This is a genomic window from Oryzihumus sp., from assembly GCF_054325275.1.
Genome location: NZ_JBTCWL010000050.1, coordinates 1 through 18,891 on the forward strand (window position 1 = coordinate 1; position 18,891 = coordinate 18,891).

19 protein-coding genes and 1 tRNA gene are annotated in these 18,891 nt (G+C 73.2%); 15 read left to right on the plus strand and 5 right to left on the minus strand.

What is annotated here, in order from left to right:
* The coding region (locus tag ACXVGS_RS13285) for a RelA/SpoT family protein (RefSeq protein ID WP_458537044.1) at window positions 1–1,471 on the plus strand (1,471 nt) is incomplete at its 5' end.
* Between the two features lie 53 nt (window positions 1,472–1,524).
* On the opposite strand, the gene ACXVGS_RS13290 is transcribed toward ACXVGS_RS13285, so the two are convergent.
* From ACXVGS_RS13290 to ACXVGS_RS13300, 3 genes are all read right to left on the minus strand, one after another.
* A complete protein-coding gene (locus ACXVGS_RS13290; protein ID WP_458529981.1) occupies window positions 1,525–2,637 on the minus strand; it encodes a threonine aldolase family protein in 1,113 nt (370 codons plus the stop codon).
* 140 nt (window positions 2,638–2,777) lie between these two features.
* Window positions 2,778–4,118, minus strand: coding sequence for a DUF349 domain-containing protein (locus ACXVGS_RS13295; protein ID WP_458529982.1), 1,341 nt, complete (start codon window positions 4,116–4,118; stop codon window positions 2,778–2,780).
* 4 nt (window positions 4,119–4,122) lie between these two features.
* Entirely contained in the window at window positions 4,123–4,890 is a 768-nt protein-coding gene (locus ACXVGS_RS13300; RefSeq protein ID WP_458537045.1) for a peptidylprolyl isomerase, read from the minus strand.
* 122 nt (window positions 4,891–5,012) lie between these two features.
* Here ACXVGS_RS13300 and ACXVGS_RS13305 point away from each other — a divergent pair, with 122 nt between their 5' ends.
* Entirely contained in the window at window positions 5,013–5,717 is a 705-nt protein-coding gene (locus ACXVGS_RS13305) for an MBL fold metallo-hydrolase (protein WP_458529984.1), read from the plus strand.
* Window positions 5,714–7,057, plus strand: a complete 1,344-nt coding sequence (gene hisS / locus ACXVGS_RS13310; protein ID WP_458534116.1) for a histidine--tRNA ligase — start codon at window positions 5,714–5,716, stop codon at window positions 7,055–7,057. The genes ACXVGS_RS13305 and hisS overlap by 4 nt, the downstream gene beginning before the upstream one ends.
* Here hisS and ACXVGS_RS13315 read toward each other — a convergent pair.
* Window positions 7,038–7,661 carry a hypothetical protein gene (locus ACXVGS_RS13315; protein WP_458529986.1) on the minus strand — a complete coding sequence of 208 codons (624 nt, stop codon included), beginning with the start codon at window positions 7,659–7,661 and terminating at the stop codon, window positions 7,038–7,040. The two genes, hisS and ACXVGS_RS13315, sit on opposite strands and share 20 nt — an antisense overlap.
* Before the next feature lie 136 nt (window positions 7,662–7,797).
* Here ACXVGS_RS13315 and ald point away from each other — a divergent pair, with 136 nt between their 5' ends.
* From ald to ACXVGS_RS13355, 8 genes are all read left to right on the plus strand, one after another.
* Window positions 7,798–8,913 (plus strand): alanine dehydrogenase, encoded by a 1,116-nt coding sequence (ald, locus tag ACXVGS_RS13320; protein WP_331115945.1) that lies wholly within the window; start codon window positions 7,798–7,800, stop codon window positions 8,911–8,913.
* Window positions 8,914–8,951: 38 nt separating this feature from the next.
* Entirely contained in the window at window positions 8,952–9,872 is a 921-nt protein-coding gene (gene xerD / locus ACXVGS_RS13325; protein ID WP_458534125.1) for a site-specific tyrosine recombinase XerD, read from the plus strand.
* Between the two features lie 151 nt (window positions 9,873–10,023).
* Window positions 10,024–10,935 (plus strand): ParA family protein, encoded by a 912-nt coding sequence (locus ACXVGS_RS13330; protein ID WP_458530004.1) that lies wholly within the window; start codon window positions 10,024–10,026, stop codon window positions 10,933–10,935.
* Window positions 10,936–10,940: 5 nt separating this feature from the next.
* Window positions 10,941–11,948: a segregation and condensation protein A gene (locus ACXVGS_RS13335; protein WP_458529987.1), complete on the plus strand. Its 1,008-nt coding sequence runs from the start codon at window positions 10,941–10,943 to the stop codon at window positions 11,946–11,948.
* 52 nt (window positions 11,949–12,000) lie between these two features.
* Window positions 12,001–12,654: an SMC-Scp complex subunit ScpB gene (gene scpB, locus ACXVGS_RS13340; protein WP_458529988.1), complete on the plus strand. Its 654-nt coding sequence runs from the start codon at window positions 12,001–12,003 to the stop codon at window positions 12,652–12,654.
* The gene (locus ACXVGS_RS13345; RefSeq protein ID WP_458529989.1) at window positions 12,651–13,625 is read left to right on the plus strand and encodes a pseudouridine synthase; all 975 of its coding nucleotides are present in this window, start codon (window positions 12,651–12,653) and stop codon (window positions 13,623–13,625) included. Before scpB ends, ACXVGS_RS13345 begins: the two co-directional genes overlap by 4 nt.
* A gap of 37 nt (window positions 13,626–13,662) precedes the next feature.
* Window positions 13,663–14,058, plus strand: coding sequence for a chorismate mutase (gene aroH, locus ACXVGS_RS13350; protein ID WP_458529990.1), 396 nt, complete (start codon window positions 13,663–13,665; stop codon window positions 14,056–14,058).
* Complete coding sequence (locus ACXVGS_RS13355) at window positions 14,055–15,230, plus strand: prephenate dehydrogenase (RefSeq protein ID WP_458529991.1); 1,176 nt, start codon at window positions 14,055–14,057, stop codon at window positions 15,228–15,230. The genes aroH and ACXVGS_RS13355 overlap by 4 nt, the downstream gene beginning before the upstream one ends.
* A 17-nt stretch (window positions 15,231–15,247) precedes the next feature.
* Here the strand turns inward: ACXVGS_RS13355 and ACXVGS_RS13360 are convergent, their stop codons facing one another.
* Window positions 15,248–15,766: a 2'-5' RNA ligase family protein gene (locus ACXVGS_RS13360; protein WP_458529992.1), complete on the minus strand. Its 519-nt coding sequence runs from the start codon at window positions 15,764–15,766 to the stop codon at window positions 15,248–15,250.
* Window positions 15,767–15,799: 33 nt separating this feature from the next.
* On the opposite strand from ACXVGS_RS13360, the gene cmk reads away from it, so the two are divergent.
* The 4 genes from cmk to ACXVGS_RS13380 all read left to right on the plus strand — a co-directional run bounded on the left by cmk (window position 15,800) and on the right by ACXVGS_RS13380 (window position 18,887).
* Window positions 15,800–16,504 carry a (d)CMP kinase gene (gene cmk / locus ACXVGS_RS13365; protein ID WP_458537046.1) on the plus strand — a complete coding sequence of 235 codons (705 nt, stop codon included), beginning with the start codon at window positions 15,800–15,802 and terminating at the stop codon, window positions 16,502–16,504.
* Window positions 16,497–17,183, plus strand: coding sequence for a lysophospholipid acyltransferase family protein (locus tag ACXVGS_RS13370; RefSeq protein WP_458537047.1), 687 nt, complete (start codon window positions 16,497–16,499; stop codon window positions 17,181–17,183). The genes cmk and ACXVGS_RS13370 overlap by 8 nt, the downstream gene beginning before the upstream one ends.
* Window positions 17,180–18,697 carry a ribosome biogenesis GTPase Der gene (der, locus tag ACXVGS_RS13375; protein ID WP_458529995.1) on the plus strand — a complete coding sequence of 506 codons (1,518 nt, stop codon included), beginning with the start codon at window positions 17,180–17,182 and terminating at the stop codon, window positions 18,695–18,697. The genes ACXVGS_RS13370 and der overlap by 4 nt, the downstream gene beginning before the upstream one ends.
* Window positions 18,698–18,813: 116 nt before the next feature.
* Window positions 18,814–18,887, plus strand: a tRNA-Pro gene (locus ACXVGS_RS13380).
* Window positions 18,888–18,891 lie beyond the last annotated feature (4 nt).

Sequence of the window (18,891 nt, forward strand, 5' to 3'; positions counted from 1 at the left end):
GCGCGGCCGCGACTTCGAGGAGATCTACGACCTCGTCGCGGTGCGGGTGCTGGTCGACACGGTCCGCGACTGCTACGCGGCGCTGGGCGCGCTGCACGCCCGGTGGAACCCGGTGCCGGGGCGGTTCAAGGACTACATCGCGATGCCCAAGTTCAACATGTACCAGTCGTTGCACACGACGGTCATCGGGCCCGAGGGCAAGCCGGTCGAGATCCAGATCCGCACGCACACCATGCACCGACGCGCGGAGTACGGCGTCGCGGCGCACTGGAAGTACAAGGAGGACGCGCCGGGCGGCGCCCAGGCCCAGCCCAAGGACGGCGAGACCGGGCCGATCAGCGACATGGCGTGGCTGCGCCAGCTGCTGGAGTGGCAGCGGGAGACCTCCGACCCGGGGGAGTTCCTGGACTCGCTGCGGTTCGAGATCAACGCCCGCGAGGTCTACGTCTTCACGCCCAAGGGCGAGGTCATCGCGCTGCCGGCCGGCTCGACCCCGGTCGACTTCGCCTACGCGGTGCACACCGAGGTCGGCCACCACTGCATCGGCGGCCGGGTCAACGGCCGGCTGGTGCCGCTGGAGAGCCCTCTGGAGAACGGCGACGTCGTCGAGGTGCTCACCTCCAAGGCCGACGGCGCCGGGCCCTCGCGCGACTGGCTGACCTTCGTCAAGAGCCCGCGTGCCCGCAACAAGATCCGCCAGTGGTTCTCCAAGGAGCGCCGCGAGGAGGCGATCGAGCAGGGCAAGGACGCGATCGCCAAGGCGATGCGCAAGCAGGGCCTGCCGCTGCAGCGCCTCATGTCCCACGAGTCCCTGGCCGGCCTGGCCGGCGAGCTGCGCTACGCCGACATCTCCGCCCTGTATGCCGCCGTGGGCGAGGGGCACGTCAGCGCCCAGCACGTGGTCGGCCGGCTCGTGGCCTCCCTCGGCGGGGAGGAGGGCGCCAGCGAGGACCTCGCCGAGGCGACCATGCCGACCCGCGGGGTGCGTCGCCGCACTGGCGACCCCGGTGTCGTGGTCGTCGGCACGGCCGACGTCTGGGTCAAGCTGGCCCGGTGCTGCACCCCCGTGCCCGGCGACCCGATCATCGGCTTCGTCACCCGGGGGAGCGGCGTGTCGGTGCACCGTGCCGACTGCACCAACGCCGAGTCGCTCCTCGCCCAGCCGGACCGGCTGATCGACGTCGAGTGGGCCCCGTCCGCCGGCAGCGTGTTCCTCGTCCAGCTGCAGGTCGAGGCGCTCGACCGCAACCGGCTGCTCTCCGACGTGACCCGGGTGCTCTCGGACCACCACGTCAACATCCTGTCGGCGAGCGTGCAGACGACCCGTGACCGCGTGGCGATGAGCAAGTTCACCTTCGAGATGGGCGACCCCGGCCACCTCGACCACGTCATCAAGGCGGTCCGCAAGATCGACGGCGTCTTCGACGTCTACCGGATCACCGGGGGCAAGGCGCCGGTCAAGCAGCAGTAGCGCGCAGGCGTTGCCGTCGGCCGCGCTGCCGTCGGCCGACGTGTCATGGCAGGTCAGTCCACGAAGATCCGCGCCAACGCATCAACGGCCTCGGCGGCGGTCCACTCCATCGTGGACGGGCCGACGGTGAACTCGGTCCACGACCAGCCCGGCACCTCGCTGGCGTCCCACGTCGCCGACGCCATGACGTGGTCCTGCTCCATCGCGGTCACCAGGCGCTCGTTCAGCGTCGCGGCCGGCGCCTCGACGAAGATCCGGAACGCGTTGGTGTGCGGCTCCTCCGGCAGGACCCGCATGCCCCGCTCCGGCAGGAGCTTGGCCATCTCCTGCGCGCGCTCGTGGAACTCGGCCATCCGGGGCAGCTGCTGCTCGAGGCCACGCAGCGCCGCCACGGCATACGGCATGAGCGTGAACAGCGTGCCCCCGTGCCGGGTCCGCCAGGTGCGGGCCTGCTCGATCTCGTCCTCGGGGCCGGCCAGCGCGGCACCGGCGAGCCCGCCGAGGCCCTTGTAGAACGAGACGTAGACGCTGTCGGCCAGCCCGGCGACCTCCGCCAGCGACCGGCCGAAGTGGGGCGTGGACTCCCACAGCCGGGCACCGTCCAGGTGCAGTGGGACCCCACGCTCGCGGCAGGCCGCCGAGAACCCCTCGAGGTCCTCCCACGAGGGCAGCAGGTAGCCCGCGTCGCGCAGGGGCAGCTCCAGCAGCACCGCGCCGAGCTGCCCCGGGATCGCGGCGAGGTCGTCCACACCGGGCACCTGCGCGCCCTCGGTCAGCATCCGGAAGTCGAAGCCGTGCAGCAGCCGCGGGCCGTCGTCCTCGTGGTGGAGCAGGTGCGACAGCGCGGGGATGGCCACCCGCCGCGAGCCCTGCCGGTCGCACCAGACCCGCAGCATCGACTGCTGGGCCATGACCCCGCTGGGGAAGAACGCCACCGCCGGCTTGCCCAGCAGCTCGGCCAACCGGCTCTCGAGCAGGGCCACCGTCCCGCGGGCGCCGTAGAAGTCCCACTTCGCGTCGTCGCCCAGACCCGCGAGCACGTCGGCGAGCTCGCGCAGCTCCTGCTCCGGGGTGAGGGGCAGGCGCAACGGCAGCCAGCGGGTGATGCCCGGCTGGGCCGCCCGCGCGCGCTCGGCCAGGGTGGGAGTCGGGGTCTCGTCGGTCACGGCGTCATCCTGTCGGGCGTGCGCCGTTGGTGCACAGGGATTTCCGAACCGGGGCACCCCGGCGTGCACGCCCGAGACACGGGTATGCCGTGCCCCTCACGGTGAGGGGAACGGCATACCGGCGCGGCGGGGGAGTGGCCTCAGCCGCTGAACTCCTGGACCCCGGCGCGGGCCTGCTCGAGCCACTGCTCGCGCGCGGCGAGCGCCGCCTCGGCGTCGGCGACCTTGCGGGCGTTGCCGGACTCCCTGGCCTTCGCGAGGTCCTCGCGCAGGCCCTGCACGGCGGCCTCGAGCTGGTCCACCAGGCTCTGGGCGCGGGCGGCGACCTCGGGGTTGGTTGCGGCCCAACGCTTCTCGTCGGCCTCGCGGACCGCCTGCTCGACCCGGCGCAGGCCCTTCTCGATTCGCTCCATGTCGGCGCGCGGCACCTTGCCGGCCCGGTCCCACTTCTCCTGGACCGCGCGCAGGGCCGCCTTGGCCGCGTCGATGTCGGTCACCGGCAGGATCGCCTCGGCCTCGACGAGCAGGGCCTCCTTGACCACGAGGTTGGCCTTGAACTCCTCGTTCTCGACGGCCGCGACCTCGTCCTTGGCGTGGAAGAAGGCGTCCTGCGCGGCCTTGAACCGGGCCCAGAGGGCGTCGTCGTCGGCGCGGGAGGCCCGGCCAGCCTGGCGCCAGCGGTCCATGAGGCGCTTGTAGGCGGTCGCCGTCGGGCCCCAGTCGGTGCTGCCGGAGAGGGCCTCGGCCTCCTTGACCAGCGCCTCCTTGGCGGCCTTGGCCTCACCCTGGGTCGCGTCGAGCTGGGCGAAGTGGACCCGGCGCGCCTTGTCGAAGCCGTTGCGGGCGGCACTGAACCGCTGCCACAGCGCGGTCTCGGTCTCGCGGTCGAGGCGGGCGCCGGCGCGCTGCTCGGCCTTCCACTCCTCGAGCAGCTCACGCATGCGGGCGCCGCTGGTCTTCCACTGCACCGAGGCCGGGGGCTGGCCTGCGATGCGCTCGGCCTCGGCCACGATCTCCTCGCGCCGGGCCTTGCTCTTCTCGCGGGCCGCGCTGCGCTGGGCGCCCTCGACCTGCTTGCGGGCCTCGGTGGCCGTGGCGATCTCGGCGACCTTGGCCTCGATGAGGCTCAGGTCGCCGACCACGTTGGCCTCGGCGACGTGCTCGCGCAGCCGGGCCAGGCCGTCGACGGCCTCCTTGGCGGGCAGGTCGGTCTGGGTGACCCGCTGCAGCAGCAGCTCCGCCGAGGCGAGCAGCTCGTCGTACTTGCGGGTGAAGTAGGCCAGCGCCTCCTCGGGCGTCGCGCCGGGGTAGGAGCCGACCTCGCGCTCACCGTCGGACGTGCGGACGAAGACCGTGCCGTCCTCCGCGACGCGGCCGAACGTGGCCGGTGCGGCGGGGCGCCGGGTGCCGGCGAGGCTGGCCGGGCTCGGCATGCCGGCGGGGCTGGCGGGGCGCTCGGTGTGGTCGGACTGCTGTGACACGGTCTCAGGCCTTCTTCTCGGTGACGACAACCTTCTGGATGCTGATCGGCTGCGCCGGGGGCCCGTCGGTCTGGCCACCCTGGACCCCGGCAGCGGCGGTCTTCTTGACGATATCGAGTCCGGAGGTCACCGTGCCGAAGATCGTGTAGCCGCCGCCGTCCGTGGGGAGCTGGGTGTCCTTGTACACGATGAAGAACTGCCCGCCGTTGGAGCTGGGGTCCGACGTGCGCGCCATCGCCAGGGTGCCGGTGGGGTACTTACCGTCCTTGGGCGCGTTCTCGATGCCGTAGCCGTAGCCGGGGTTGCCGTTCCCGGTGCCCGTCGGGTCGCCGCACTGCAGGACGAAGATGCCGGCGGTGGTGAGGCGGTGGCAGCGGCTGTTGGCCCAGTAGCCGTCACCGGCGAGCTGCAGGAACGACGCCACGGTCTGCGGCGCCCTGGTCCCGTCGAGCTGGACCGTGATCGGGCCGCGGTTGGTCGTGATCGTCGCGACAAAGGTCTTGCCCGCGGCCAGCGACTTCGGCGGCAGCGTCCGGGTGGCCGAAGGACTCGGCGACGCGGACGGGTTCGAGGCGGCCGGAGTGGCCGTGTCCTTGCCGCGGTTCACCGCGTAGCTGGCACCGACCAGGCCACCGACGACGAGCAGCACGGCGAGGACGACGGCCACGACCTGGCGGTTGCGGGCGCGCTCGGCGGCACGCTGCTCGAACACGGCCTGGCGCTTCTCGGCCCGGCGCTTGGCGCGGGCGCGGTCGCGGGCTTTCGGCGACACGGGTGAGCTCCTCGGGAGGTCGGTAAGGGGCCGCGAGGGCCCGGGCCCGGTCAGTCTAGGCACCGGTCCCCGCACGGGCGGCGGTGCGTGGTCACGACTCCGTGACGGTTAGGCTCGGCTGCGTGCTGACCGTCGGATTCCCCGCAGCGGCTTTCGCCACCAACTGCTACGTCCTCGCACCCGCCGCGGGCGAGGAGTGCCTCATCGTGGACCCCGGCATCGGGGTCGAGGACCGGCTCGCCGAGGTGCTGCGCCAGCACCGGCTGCGCCCGGCCGCGGTGGTGCTCACCCACGGCCACATCGACCACGTCAGCTCGGTGACGCCGGTGTGCGCGGCCGGCGGCGTCGCGGCATACATCCATGCCGACGACCACTACCGGCTCAAGGACCCGCTGGCCATGCTCGCGCCCGAGCTGCTGGCGATGCTGCAGCAGCAGTTCGGCCCGGCCGCGACATGGCAGGAGCCGAGTGAGGTCGTCGACCTCGCCGGTGGCCAGCGCCTGAGCCTGGCCGGCCTGGACGTCAGCGTCCTGCACGCACCAGGGCACACCGAGGGCTCGGTGATGTTCGGCGTGCCCGAGGTGCCGGACGGCACCGCGGACGAGGCCGGGGTGCGCACCACCATGCTCTCCGGCGACGTGCTCTTCGCCGGGTCCATCGGGCGCACCGACCTGCCCGGAGGCGACGGCGCGGCGATGACCCGGTCGCTGCGTGACGTCGTGCTCCCGCTGCCGGATGACACCCTTGTCCTGCCGGGACACGGCCCGGCCACCACCATCGCCCGCGAGCGGGCGACCAACCCCTACCTGCAAGGACTGACCCAGTGAGCCAGACCAAGGTGACGCCGATCAGCGGCTTCCCGGAGTACCTGCCCGGCGAGCGGATCGTCGAGCAGCACTTCCTCGACGTCATCCGGGAGACGTTCGAGCGCCACGGCTTCGCCTCCATCGAGACCCGCGCCGTCGAGCCGATCGAGCGCCTGTCCAGCCAGGGCGAGGACGCCGACAAGGAGATCTACGCGATCCGCCGCCTCGGCGCCGACGCCGACGAGGAGGGCCCCGGTCTGGGCCTGCACTTCGACCTGACGGTGCCGTTCTCGCGCTACGTCCTGGAGAACGCCGGCCGGCTCACCTTCCCGTTCCGCCGCTACCAGATCCAGCGGGTATGGCGAGGCGAGCGCCCGCAGGAAGGCCGCTACCGCGAGTTCACCCAGGCCGACATCGACATCGTCGACGTGGGCGAGCTGCCGTTCCACTACGAGGTGGAGCTGCCGCTGGTCATCGCGGACGCGTTCTCCCGCCTGCCGGTGCCGGAGTTCCGGATCCAGGTCAACAACCGCAAGATCCCCGAAGGCTTCTACCGCGGCCTCGGCCTCGACGACGTCACCGGCGTGCTGCGTGCGGTCGACAAGCTGGACAAGGTCGGCCCCGAGAAGGTCACGGAGATGCTCGTCGGGATCGGCGCCACCGAGGCCCAGGCCAAGGCGTGCCTGCAGCTGGCCGAGATCGCGACCCCGGACGCCACTTTCGTCGAGCAGGTGCGCTCCCTCGGGGTCGAGCACCCGGTCCTGGACGAGGGCCTGGAGCAGCTGGCCGCGGTGATGCGCGCCGCTGCCGAGCACGCACCCGGCCTGCTGGTGGCCGACCTGCGCATCGCGCGCGGGCTGGACTACTACACCGGCACCGTCTACGAGACCCAGCTCGTCGGCCAGGAGCACTTCGGCTCGATCTGCTCCGGCGGGCGCTACGACGCCCTCGCCAGCGACGGGAAGACGACCTACCCCGGTGTGGGCATCTCGATCGGGGTGTCCCGGTTGCTCGGCAAGCTCCTCGCCCAGGGCAGCGTGCGGGCCAGCCGGTCCACGCCCAGCGTCGTGCTGATCGCCCTCAACGACGAGGACAGCCGGGCCGGTGCCATGCGCACCGCGGCGGCGCTGCGCTCCCGGGGCGTCGCGTGCGAGGTCGCCCCGGCGGCGGCGAAGTTCGGCAAGCAGATCCGCTTCGCCGAGCGGCGCGGTATCCCGTTCGTGTGGTTCCCCGGCGCGGGGGAGCACGGCGACCAGGTCAAGGACATCCGCTCCGGCGAGCAGGTCGACGCCGACGCCGCGACGTGGGCCCCGCCCGCGGAGGACCTCGTCCCGCAGGTCCTCACCGTCGGGTCTGACTGAGCGGGGGCGGCCGCAGCCCGGCCTCCTTCAGCTCCATGGCCGCCAGGGCGCGTATGACGTGCCGGTCACCGGAGCGCCAGGCGCCCACGGGGTCGTTGCTCACCCGTGCCAGGCGGGGGAGCGGCTGCCGGCTCATCGCGCGCAGGGCGAACAGGTCCACGTCGGCGTCGGAGTCGAGGAGGCGCTGTGCCGCAGTGGCGTGGCGGGCGAACCTCAGCCGCCAGACGAACCAGCTCCCCGCCACGAGGATGATCGGCACGAGTGCCGTGGCCCAGCCGAGCACCAGCGCCAGGTGCGCGGCCGCCGCGCCCAGGTCGCGACCGGCGCCGGCGATCCCGTTCCCCGTGGCTGCGGCACGGTCGAAGGGCGAGTGCAGCTGGTCGCCGACGACCGGCACGCGGCGCAGGGTGCGTGATGCGTCGCCCATGGACCGGCCGAAGCCGGCGCCGGCGGACTCCAGCCGCCGGGCCGGAGCGGCGAGCCCCAGCACGGCGTCGTGCACCACGTGGCCGAGGTGGGCCCAGAGCGCCACCCAGGCCACGACCAGCACGTCGGAGGCGAGCTGGGTGGCCCGGCGGCCCGGCAGGTCGGCATACAGCTTCATCGGCATCCGCTTCCTGGGCGACTTCGGGTGGGGGTCTGCGGGTCTACACTCGCAGCCGCTGCCCTCGGGCGGCCGATCGGCGTGGCAACGGGGCCACGCCGACTACAGCACCACCAGACAAAGGAACTGATATCCGGTGAAGATCGGAATCCCTCGCGAGGTCAAGAACCACGAGTACCGCGTGGCCATCACGCCGTCCGGCGTGCACGAGCTCGTGCAGCACGGCCACGACGTCTACATCGAGACCGACGCGGGTGTCGGCTCCTCCATCCTCAACGAGGACTACGTCGCCGCCGGCGCCACGATCCTCGACACCGCGGACGACGTGTGGGGCACCGGTGACCTGATCCTCAAGGTCAAGGAGCCGATCGCCTCCGAGTACCACCGCATGCGGGAGGGCCAGACCCTCTTCACGTACCTGCACCTCGCTGCCGACAAGCCGCTCACCGAGGAGCTGGCCAAGCGCAAGGTCACCGGCATCGCCTACGAGACCGTCGAGCTGCCGGACCGCTCGCTGCCGCTGCTGGCCCCGATGTCCGAGGTCGCGGGCCGTCTCGCCCCGCAGGTCGGCGCCCACACGATGATGCGCGCCCAGGGTGGCCGCGGCATCCTCATGGGTGGTGTCTCCGGTGTCTACGCCGCCAAGGTCGTCGTCATCGGCGCCGGTGTCTCCGGCATGAACGCCGCCGCGATCGCCCTCGGCATGCAGGCCGAGGTCCTGCTGCTCGACCGCAACGTGGCGCGCCTGCGCCAGGCCGACGCGATCTACCAGGGCCACTGCCAGACCGTGGCGTCCAACGCCTACGAGGTGGAGCGGGCGATCATGGACGCCGACATGGTCATCGGCGCCGTCCTGGTGCCGGGCGCCAAGGCCCCGACGCTGATCACCAACGAGCAGGTCTCCCGGATGAAGCCGGGCTCGGTGCTCGTCGACATCTCCATCGACCAGGGTGGCTGCTTCGAGGACTCGCGTCCGACCACCCACGCGGACCCGACCTACCAGGTCCACAACTCGATGTTCTACTGCGTCGCCAACATGCCCGGCGCGGTGCCGCACACCTCCACCTACGCGCTCACCAACGTGACGCTGCCGTATGCCGTGGAGCTCGCCAACCGTGGCTGGCGCGACGCCCTCAAGGCCGACCACGCCCTGGCGCTGGGCCTGAACACCTACGACGGAGCCGTCACCTACGGCCCCGTCGCCGACGCGCACGGCATGCAGGCCGTGTCGCTGGACGAGGTGCTCAGCTGAGCGCTGCGCCCACGCAGCAGACCACCCCACCGGCGCCCCTGACGGCGCTGGACCGCTCGGTCCGCGGATGGCTTGACCACCTGCGGATCGAGCGGGGGGTGGCCGACAACACCCTGGCCTCCTACCGCCGCGACCTGGCCCGCTACCGCGAGTTCCTCGCCGGGCGCGGGATCGTCGACCCCGGGGCGGTGCACGAGGCCGACGTCACCGACTTCCTCGCCGCGCTGCGCGAGGGCAGCCCGGAGCGGCCCGGGCTGTCGGCGTCCTCGGCCGCGCGCACCCTCGTCGCCGTGCGCGGGTTCCACCGGTTCCTGGCCCTCGAAGGGGTGGTGGGCGCCGACCCGGCGGCGGCGGTCAGCCCGCCCCGTCCGCCCAAGCGGCTGCCCAAGGCGATCGGCGTCGACGAGGTCGAGCGGCTGCTGGAGGCCGCGAGCCTGGGTGACACCCCCACCTCGCTGCGCGACCGTGCGCTGCTCGAGGTGCTCTACGGCGCCGGCGCCCGCATCAGCGAGGCGGTCGGCCTCGACCTGGACGACCTGGACCTCGACGCCGGCGCGGTGCGGCTGCTCGGCAAGGGCGACAAGGAGCGCATCGTCCCGCTGGGGACCTACGCGCGGGAGGCCGTCACGGCATACCTGGTGCGGGCCCGGCCCGCGCTGGCCGCGCACGGACGGGGGACCGCCGCGGTCTTCCTCAACCAGCGCGGCGCGCGGCTGTCCCGGCAGAGCGCCTGGGCGACGATCAGCGCCGTCGCCGAGCGCGCAGGCCTGTCGGCCCACGTCAGCCCGCACACGCTGCGGCACTCCTTCGCCACCCACCTGCTCGACGGCGGGGCGGACGTGCGGGTCGTGCAGGAGCTGCTCGGGCACGCCTCGGTGACCACGACGCAGGTCTACACGCTGGTCACGGTGCAGAAGCTGCGGGAGGTCTACGCGCAGGCCCACCCGCGGGCACGGTGACGCGACACGCCGCACCCTGCCTTGAAGCGCGTTGGCGGTCCCGACTAGGGTCGTCGCGATCAGCGAGATGCTGACCGACGATGACGATCAGCGTGAGGCTGACCGACGACACCACGGCGCTGGGAGTGGAGCACCTGTGACTTCCGAGGTGATGGACGCCACCGACACCGAGACCGACCGGTCGCCCCGCCCGCTGCCCGGCGCGGAGCGCGTCGGCGCAGGCCAGATGGACGCCACCGGTCGCCCGATGCCGGACTTCCCCGAGCCGCAGCCCCTGACCGGTCACGGTCCGGCGCGCATCATCGCGATGTGCAACCAGAAGGGTGGCGTCGGCAAGACGACCACCACGATCAACCTGGGCGCCGCACTGGCGGAGTACGGCCGCAAGGTGCTGCTGGTCGACTTCGACCCCCAGGGCGCGCTGTCGGTGGGTCTGGGCATCCGCACCCACGAGCTCGACACGACGATCTACGACCTGCTCATCTCGCGTGGTCACGACGTGCACGACGTCATCCAGCAGACGCGCACCCACAACCTCGACATCCTCCCCGCCAACATCGACCTTTCCGCGGCCGAGGTGCAGCTCGTCGGCGAGGTCGCCCGCGAGCAGATCCTGTCCCGGGTGCTGCGCGGGGTCGTCGACGAGTACGACGTCATCCTCATCGACTGCCAGCCCTCGCTGGGCCTGCTCACGGTCAACGCGCTCACCGCCGCGCACGGCGTGATCATCCCGCTGGAGTGCGAGTTCTTCGCCATGCGCGGCGTCGCCCTGCTCGTGGAGACCATCGACAAGATCTGCGACCGGCTCAACCCGCGCCTGCAGGTCGACGGCATCCTCGCCACGATGTACGACGGGCGCACCCTGCACAGCCGCGAGGTCGTGCGCAGCGTGGTCGACCACTTCGGCGACCAGGTGTTCCACACGGTCATCAGCCGCACGGTGAAGTTCCCCGACGCCACCCTGGCCGCCGAGCCGATCACCTCCTACGCCTCGGCGCACACCGGGGCCGAGTCCTACCGCCAGCTCGCCCGCGAGCTGATCTCCCGGGGCGGGGCGGCCTGACCTCGATGAGCTCAGCCCCCGGCACGCTCGACTCCTCGCCGGCGGTCGCAGCAGCGCCTGACGCGCCGGCCGGCGGCGGCGAGCCCGCCGGTCCTGACCGTCCGGTCACCGACGCCACCGGGCCGGCCCCGGCGGAGCTCACCCCCGGCGGGGTGCTCACCCGGCGCGGCGCCAGCACGCCGTTCCAGGTCAACCTCGACGTGTTCCAGGGACCGTTCGACCTGCTGCTCGGCCTGATCAGCAAGCACAAGCTCGACATCACCGAGATCGCGCTGGCCAAGGTCACCGACGAGTTCATCGCGCACATCCGCGCCCACCAGGCCTCCGACCAGGACTGGGACCTGTCCCAGGCCTCGGAGTTCCTGCTCATCGCCGCCACCCTGCTCGACCTCAAAGCGGCCCGGCTGCTGCCCCAGCTGAGCATCCAGGACGAGGAGGACCTCGCCCTCATCGAGGCCCGCGACCTGCTCTTCGCCCGCCTGCTGCAGTACCGCGCGTTCAAGGACATCGCGGCCGCCTTCGGCCAGCAGATGGCGCAGGCCGGGCGGATGACCGCCCGGCAGGCGGGGCTCGAGCCGCAGTTCGCGGCGCTGCTGCCGGAGCTCATCATCGGGATCACCCCCGAGCAGCTGGCCATGATCGCCGCGCGGGCGATGACCCCCAAGGTGGCGCCGACCGTGGGGCTGGAGCACCTGCACGCGCCCGCGGTCAGCGTGCGCGAGCAGGCCGCGCTGGTCGTCGACCGGCTCCGGCGCGACCGCATGGTCTCCTTCCGCTCGCTGGTCTCCGACGCCGACTCGACCCTGGTGATCGTGGCGCGCTTCCTGGCGCTGCTGGAGCTCTTCCGCGAGTCGGCGATCGCCTTCGAGCAGGTCGAGGCGCTGGGGGAGCTGACCGTGCGCTGGACCGGCGCCGACGACGGCGAGGTCGGCGTCAGCGACGAGTTCGACGAGGACGACGAGCCCGTCGACGACCCCGCTGGTGACGGCCCGACCCCCGACACGCAAGACTGAGCACGGACCCGGCGCCCGCGACGGTGTCGCAGCACGAGCAAGGAGAGCACCTGTGAGCGAGACGAGCGCCGGCGCGGCACCAGCCGCCGAGGCCCCCGTCGCCGAGGTCGACGAGACTGCCGAGGAGCAGATCGCGTTCGACATCAACGACTTCCCGGCCGGCGCACGCGGTGCGATCGAGGCCGTGCTGATGGTCGTCGACGAGCCCGTCGGCGAGGTGGCCCTGGCCTCGGCCCTGGAGCTGCCGGTGGAGGACGTCCTCGGCCACCTGCAGGCCCTGGCCGACGACTACGAGCTGGGCAACCGCGGCTTCACCGTGCGCAACGTCGCCGGTGGGTGGCGGGTCTACAGCCGCCCGGAGTACGCCCCCGTGGTGGAGAAGTTCCTCCTCGACGGGCAGCAGGCCAAGCTGACCCAGGCCTCCCTGGAGACCCTGGCCGTCATCGCCTACCGCCAGCCGATCTCCCGCTCACGCGTCAGCGCGGTCCGCGGGGTCAACGTCGACGGGGTGGTGCGCACGCTGCTCACCCGCGGCCTCATCGCCGAGGTCGGCGCCGAGGGCGAGAGCGGTGCCACCCTCTACGGCACCACCGACTACTTCCTCCAGCGCCTCGGGCTGCGCTCCCTCGATGAGCTGCCCGCGCTGGCCCCCTACCTACCCGAGGTCGACGTGCTGGACGAGCTGGCAGAGCAGGGACGCGCATGAGCCCCCAGGCACCCCGCAGTGGCGGGGCCCCCCGAGGCGGCAAGGGCGGCGGCTCCGGCAAGGGCGGCCCCGCGGGCCGTGGCGGCCGCCCGGCCGCGAAGGGCACCGGCGGCGCGCGCAAGGCGGCACCCGGCACCGGTCGTGGCTCCGGCGCACCCCGCCGCGGCAGCTCCGGCACCACCAAGCCCAGCCAGCCCACCCGCCTGCCGCAGCGCCCCACCCCGGTCCCGGTCGACGTGCACGACCCCGACGGCGTGCGCCTGCAGAAGCTGCTCGCCGCCGCCGGCGTGGGCAGCCGTCGCACCTGCGAGAACCTCATCGCCGCCGGGCGGGTCGAGGTCGACGGCCAGGTCGTGACCGAGCTCGGCGTCCGCGTCGACCCGGTGCGCCAGACCGTGCACGTCGACGGCGAGCGGGTCCAGCTCGACGAGTCCCGCCTCTACCTCGCGTTCAACAAGCCGCTGGGCGTCGTCTCCACGATGAGCGACGACCTCGGCCGGCCCTCGGTCGGCGACTACGTCATGAACCGCAAGGAGCGGCTGTTCCACGTCGGGCGGCTCGACGCCGACACCGAGGGCCTGCTCCTGCTGACCAACGACGGCGACCTCGCGCACCGGCTGCAGCACCCGGCATACGGCGTGCCCAAGACCTACCTCGCCCAGGTGCCCGGACCGGTGGCGCGCGACGTGGGCAAGCGGCTGCGCGCCGGCATCGACCTCGAGGACGGCCCGGTCAAGGTCGACTCGTTCAAGCTGGTCGACTCGGCGCCGGGCAAGGCGCTGGTCGAGGTGATCCTGCACGAGGGGCGCAAGCACGTGGTGCGTCGCCTGCTCGAGGCGGTCGGCCACCCGGTCATCACGCTGGTGCGCACCGACGTCGGCCCGATCCACCTCGGCGACCTCAAGCCGGGACGCATCCGGGCGCTGTCGCGGGACGAGGTCGGCAAGCTGTACTCAGCTGCTGGACTCTGACGGCGGGCGCCGCGGGCGCGTGGATACCGTTGCCCCCGTGACTGACACCGGTATGCCGTCCGGCCTGGTCCGCGCGGTGCGCGCGGTCCGCGGCGCGATCCAGCTCGACGTCGACGAGCGCGACCACGTGCTCTCGTCCACGCGGGAGCTGGTGGCCGCCGTGATGGAGGCCAACGACCTGACCACCGACGACGTCATCTCGATCGTGTTCACCGCCACGCCCGACGTGCACAGCGAGTTCCCCGCCGTGGCCGCGCGCGAGCTCGGCATGGGCGACGTGCCGCTGATGTGCACCCAGGAGCTCGACATCGCCGGGGCCATGCCCCGGGTGATCCGGCTGTTGGCCCACGTGACGACGCCGTTGACGCGTCAGGAGATCACCCACGTCTACCTGCGCGGCGCCGCGGCCCTGCGTCGGGACCTGGCCCAGTGACCACCCCGGCGCCGGGGAACGGCCACCGGGACGGGCGCAGCGTCCGCATCGTCGGGACCGGGCTGATCGGGGCCAGCCTCGGGCTCGCGCTGACCGCCCGCGGCTACCGCGTCGCGCTGGAGGACGCCTCGCCGACGGCGGCCGCGCTGGCGCGGGACCTGGGCGCAGGGCGGCTGGCCTCGGAGGTGTCCAGCGAGCCGGACCTCGTCGTGGTAGCGGCGCCGCCAGACGTCGTGGCGCGCGTCGTCGCCGAGGAGCTGAAGCGCTGGCCCCGCGCCGTCGTCACCGACGTGGCCTCGGTCAAGAGCTCGGTGCTGGCCGCCCTCGCGGCGACCGGTGCCGACCTGGGCCGCTACGTCGGGTCCCACCCGATGGCCGGCCGCGAGCGCTCGGGGGCGATCGCTGCCCAGGCGGACCTGTTCGACGGCCGGGCCTGGGTCGTGGCGCCCGGGCCACAGGCCGACCCGCCTGCCGTGGCGGCGGTGCGGTCGCTCGGCGAGGCGGTCGGCGCGGCCGTGACCCAGATGTCGCCCGAGGAGCACGACGCGGCGGTCGCCGCGGTCTCCCACGTGCCCCAGGTGGCCGCGTCCCTGGTCGCCGGCCGGCTGCGCGACCTGCCCGCGAGCGCCGTGGCCCTCTCGGGCCAGGGCATACGCGACGTGACCCGCATCGCCGCGAGCGACCCCGCGATGTGGACCCAGATCCTGGCGGCCAACGCGCCGGCCGTGCGCGCCGTGCTCCTGGCGCTGCGCGCCGACCTCGACGGCGTGCTCGGGGCACTGGAGGCGCTCGGCGCCGGGGACGAGGCCGGTGAGCCGGGGACCGCCACGGCGGGCGACGTCATCCCCGGAGCCCCCGAGCGCGGAGTCGGGGCCCGTGCGGTGCTGGCCCGCGCCGTGGCCGAGGGCAACACCGGCCACGCCCGGATCCCGGGCAAGCACGGTGCCGCGCCGACGACCTACGCCACGGTCGCGGTCGTCGTGCCCGACGAGCCCGGCGCGCTGGCCCGGCTGCTGCACGACGTCGGCGAGGCGGGGATCAACCTGGAGGACCTGCACCTCGAGCACGGCCTCGGCCAGCCGGTCGGTCTGGCCGAGCTGTCGGTGCTGCCGGCGGCGCAGGAGCCGCTGACCGCGGCGCTGGCCGCCCTCGGCTGGCGCGTGCACGACTGACGTCCGCCGCGGCGTACTCACAGGACGTGGGGCAGAGGCCACACCTCGCCGGTGCCGCTGTCGACCAGGGCCGCGCGCGAGGCCCGGGTGGCCAGGGGCAGCACCTCGAACACCACCGCGGCCACCGCGGGGACCTGGTCGAGGCGGACCCGCGGCGCCAGGGTGCAGTGCGGCACCCACGACCCGGGCAGGTAGGCGCGGTGCAGGTCGAACTCGCCGAGCGACGTGGCCACCTGCTCCTGCCGGCGCAGCACGTCGCTGGTCAGCGCCGGCAGCAGCCACACCCGGCCCCGCCGGAACGTGCCGAGCGCGTCGAAGCGCAGGCGCACCGGGTCTCCCGGCGGCAGCCCGGCCAGCACCTGGCACACCTGCTCGGGCTCACCCCGCCGCAGCACGGCATACGACAGGTGCGGCAGGTGGTGGCGGTGGGTGTGCGAGGCCATGCTCGGCACGCCCTGGTCCTCGATACGCTGCCACAGCCGGCGCACCGCCCGGTCTCCAGGCGGGTCGAGCAGCAGGCACACGGCCAGGGCCATGCCTGTCACGGTACGACCGATAGGCTCCGGGCAATGAGCACGCCCTCCGCCCCCCTCGTCATCGCGATCGACGGACCCTCCGGCTCCGGGAAGTCCAGCGTCTCCCGCGCCGTGGCCACCCGCCTCGGGCTGGCCTTCCTCGACACCGGGGCCATGTTCCGCGCCCTCACCTGGTGGTGCCTGGAGCGGGGTCTCGACCTGCACGATGAGGCCGCCGTGGCGCAGGCCGCGCGCGAGCTGCCGCTGACCATGGTCACCGAGCCGCAGGCGCCCGGCGTCGCCGTGGGCGGCACCGACGTCGGCGCCGCGATCCGCGAGTCGCGCATCTCCGAGCAGGTCTCGGCCGTGGCCACGAACCTCGAGGTGCGCGCCGAGCTGCGTCGTCGCCAGCGGGAGATCATTGCCGAGTGCCGCGACAGGGTCGGGGGCGTCGTGGCCGAGGGGCGCGACATCACCACGGTCGTCGCGCCCGACGCCGACGTGCGGGTGCTGCTCTACGCCAGCGAGGAGGCGCGCCTGCGCCGGCGGGCCAAGGAGCTGCACGGCCACGACGAGGCCGAGGCCGTGGCCGCGACCCACGCGCAGGTGGTGCACCGGGATCGCAAGGACTCCACCGTCTCCTCGTTCATGCAGGCCGCCGAGGGCGTCACCACCGTGGACACCTCCGACCTGGACTTCGAGCAGTCGGTCGAGGCGGTGCTGGAGGTCGTCGCCGCTACCGTCGGCACCCGTGCCTGACGCCCCATCGGCCCGGGGCGCCGCCGCCGGTTGGCGGTTCGGACGGGTGCTCCTGCACACCCTGTGGCGTGTGCAGGTGGTCGGCGCCGGGCGGGTGCCCAGAGACGAGCCGGTCGTGCTCGTGTCCAACCACCTGGGCTTCCTCGACGGCCCCCTGGTCTTCTCCGTCGGACCCCGGCCGGCGCACTTCATGGTCAAGCGCGAGATGTTCACCGGCCTCCTCGGCTGGCTGCTGCAGGCCGTGGCCCAGATCCCGGTCGACCGCACCACCGGCGACCGCGAGGCGCTCGGCAGTGCGCTGGCCGTGCTGCGCCGCGGGGGAGCGGTCGGCGTGTTCCCCGAGGGCACCCGGGGCCGGGGCGACGTCGCCTCCGTCCAGCAGGGCGCGACCTGGCTGGCCCTGCAGTCCGGGGCACGCGTCGTACCCGTGGCGTGCCTGGGCACGCGCCGCTCCGGGCGCGGCACGGGCACCCTGCCGCCGCTGCGGTCGCGGGTCGTGGTGGTGTTCGGTGAGCCGTTCCGGCTCCAGCCCCCGGCCGGTATGCCGGGCCGGGAGCGCCTCCGCGTGGCCACCGAGCAGCTGCGTGGGCACCTCGCCGACCACGTCGCGCAGGTCAGCGTGACCACCGGGATCGCCCTGCCGGACGAGGCACCCCTGTCGATGCGGGACAATGGATGATCCCCACCCCCGAGAACCACCATGAAGAGGACCCTGCCGTGAGCGAGCACCCCGAGACCATCGACGCCATCGAGAGCGATGACGCCTCGGTCGAGCGTGCCCTGCGCGCAGGGCTCGACGAGTTCGAGCTGAGCGAGGAGGACCGCGCGCTCCTGGAGCGTGACGGCGCCGACTCCGGTGCCGACAGCGACGGCGGGCCGCTGCCCGTCGTGGCCGTGGTCGGCCGACCCAACGTCGGCAAGTCCACTCTCGTCAACCGCATCCTCGGCCGCCGCGAGGCCGTCGTCGAGGACGTGCCCGGCGTGACCCGTGACCGCGTCGCCTACGACGCCGAGTGGTCCGGGCGACGGTTCACCCTCGTCGACACCGGCGGCTGGGAGGTCGACGCGACCGGCATCCACCTGCGGGTGGCCGAGCAGGCCGAGGTCGCCGTCGAGCTCGCCGACGTCGTGATGTTCGTCGTCGACGCCACCGTCGGCGCCACCGACACCGACGAGGCCGTGGTCAAGCTGCTGCGCCGCTCGGGCAAGCCGGTGGTGCTCGTGGCCAACAAGGTGGACGACATCCGCGCCGAGGCTGACGCCGCGATGCTGTGGTCCTTCGGTCTGGGCCAGCCGTGGCCGGTGTCGGCCCTGCACGGGCGCGGCAGCGGTGACGTGCTCGACGCCGTCCTGGACGTCCTGCCGGAGGTCTCCGCCGCCGGCGGCGCCTACCAGCGGGGCGGTCCCCGCCGCGTGGCCCTGATCGGCCGCCCCAACGTGGGCAAGTCCTCCATGCTCAACAAGCTCGCGGGTGAGGAGCGGGTCGTCGTCGACAACGTCGCCGGCACCACCCGCGACCCGGTCGACGAGATGATCGAGCTGGGTGGCCGGACGTGGCGCTTCGTCGACACCGCCGGCATCCGCCGTCGCGTGCACCAGACCCGCGGCGCCGACTTCTACGCCTCGCTGCGCACGCAGACGGCGCTGGAGAAGGCCGAGGTGGCGATCGTGCTCATCGACGCCGAGCAGCCCATCGCCGAGCAGGACATCCGCGTGGTGCAGCAGGTCATCGACGCAGGCCGGGCCCTGGTCGTGGCCTACAACAAGTGGGACCTGCTCGACGAGGAGCGCCGCTACTACCTCGAGCGCGAGATCGAGAAGGAGCTCGTGCAGATCCCGTGGGCGCCGCGGGTCAACGTCTCGGCCCGCACCGGCCGGCACATGGACAAGCTCGTGCCCGCCCTGGAGACGGCGCTGGAGTCCTGGGACACCCGCGTGCCCACCGGCCGCCTCAACGCCTTCCTCGGCGAGGTCGTGGCGGCCCACCCGCACCCGGTGCGTGGTGGCAAGCAGCCCCGCGTGCTCTTCGCCACCCAGGCCAGCACCCGGCCGCCGCGGTTCGTCCTGTTCGCCAGCGGCTTCATCGAGGCCGGCTACCGCCGCTTCATCGAGCGCCGCCTGCGCGAGGAGTTCGGCTTCGAGGGCACCCCGATCGAGGTCTCGGTGCGGGTGCGCGAGAAGCGCCGCAAGTAGCCGCCCGGGGCAGGGTGGACACCTCGGTGACCACCCGCGATACCCCTGCAGGGTGGGCGATTCGGAGCACCGGGCACCGGTGCGCTAAGGTTTCGTCTCGCTCACCCGAGCGGTTCCGGGACGTGGCGCAGCTTGGTAGCGCACTTGACTGGGGGTCAAGGGGTCGCAGGTTCAAATCCTGTCGTCCCGACGGA

Coding starts and splice junctions, on each gene's coding strand:
- ACXVGS_RS13315 (WP_458529986.1), bottom strand. CDS start 7,661: ATGAAGCTGTATGCCGACCTGCCGGGCCGCCGGGCCACCCAGCTCGCC.
- ACXVGS_RS13330 (WP_458530004.1), top strand. CDS start 10,024: ATGGACGCCACCGACACCGAGACCGACCGGTCGCCCCGCCCGCTGCCC.
- ACXVGS_RS13335 (WP_458529987.1), top strand. CDS start 10,941: ATGAGCTCAGCCCCCGGCACGCTCGACTCCTCGCCGGCGGTCGCAGCA.
- ACXVGS_RS13345 (WP_458529989.1), top strand. CDS start 12,651: ATGAGCCCCCAGGCACCCCGCAGTGGCGGGGCCCCCCGAGGCGGCAAG.
- ACXVGS_RS13360 (WP_458529992.1), bottom strand. CDS start 15,766: ATGGCCCTGGCCGTGTGCCTGCTGCTCGACCCGCCTGGAGACCGGGCG.
- cmk (WP_458537046.1), top strand. CDS start 15,800: ATGAGCACGCCCTCCGCCCCCCTCGTCATCGCGATCGACGGACCCTCC.
- der (WP_458529995.1), top strand. CDS start 17,180: ATGATCCCCACCCCCGAGAACCACCATGAAGAGGACCCTGCCGTGAGC.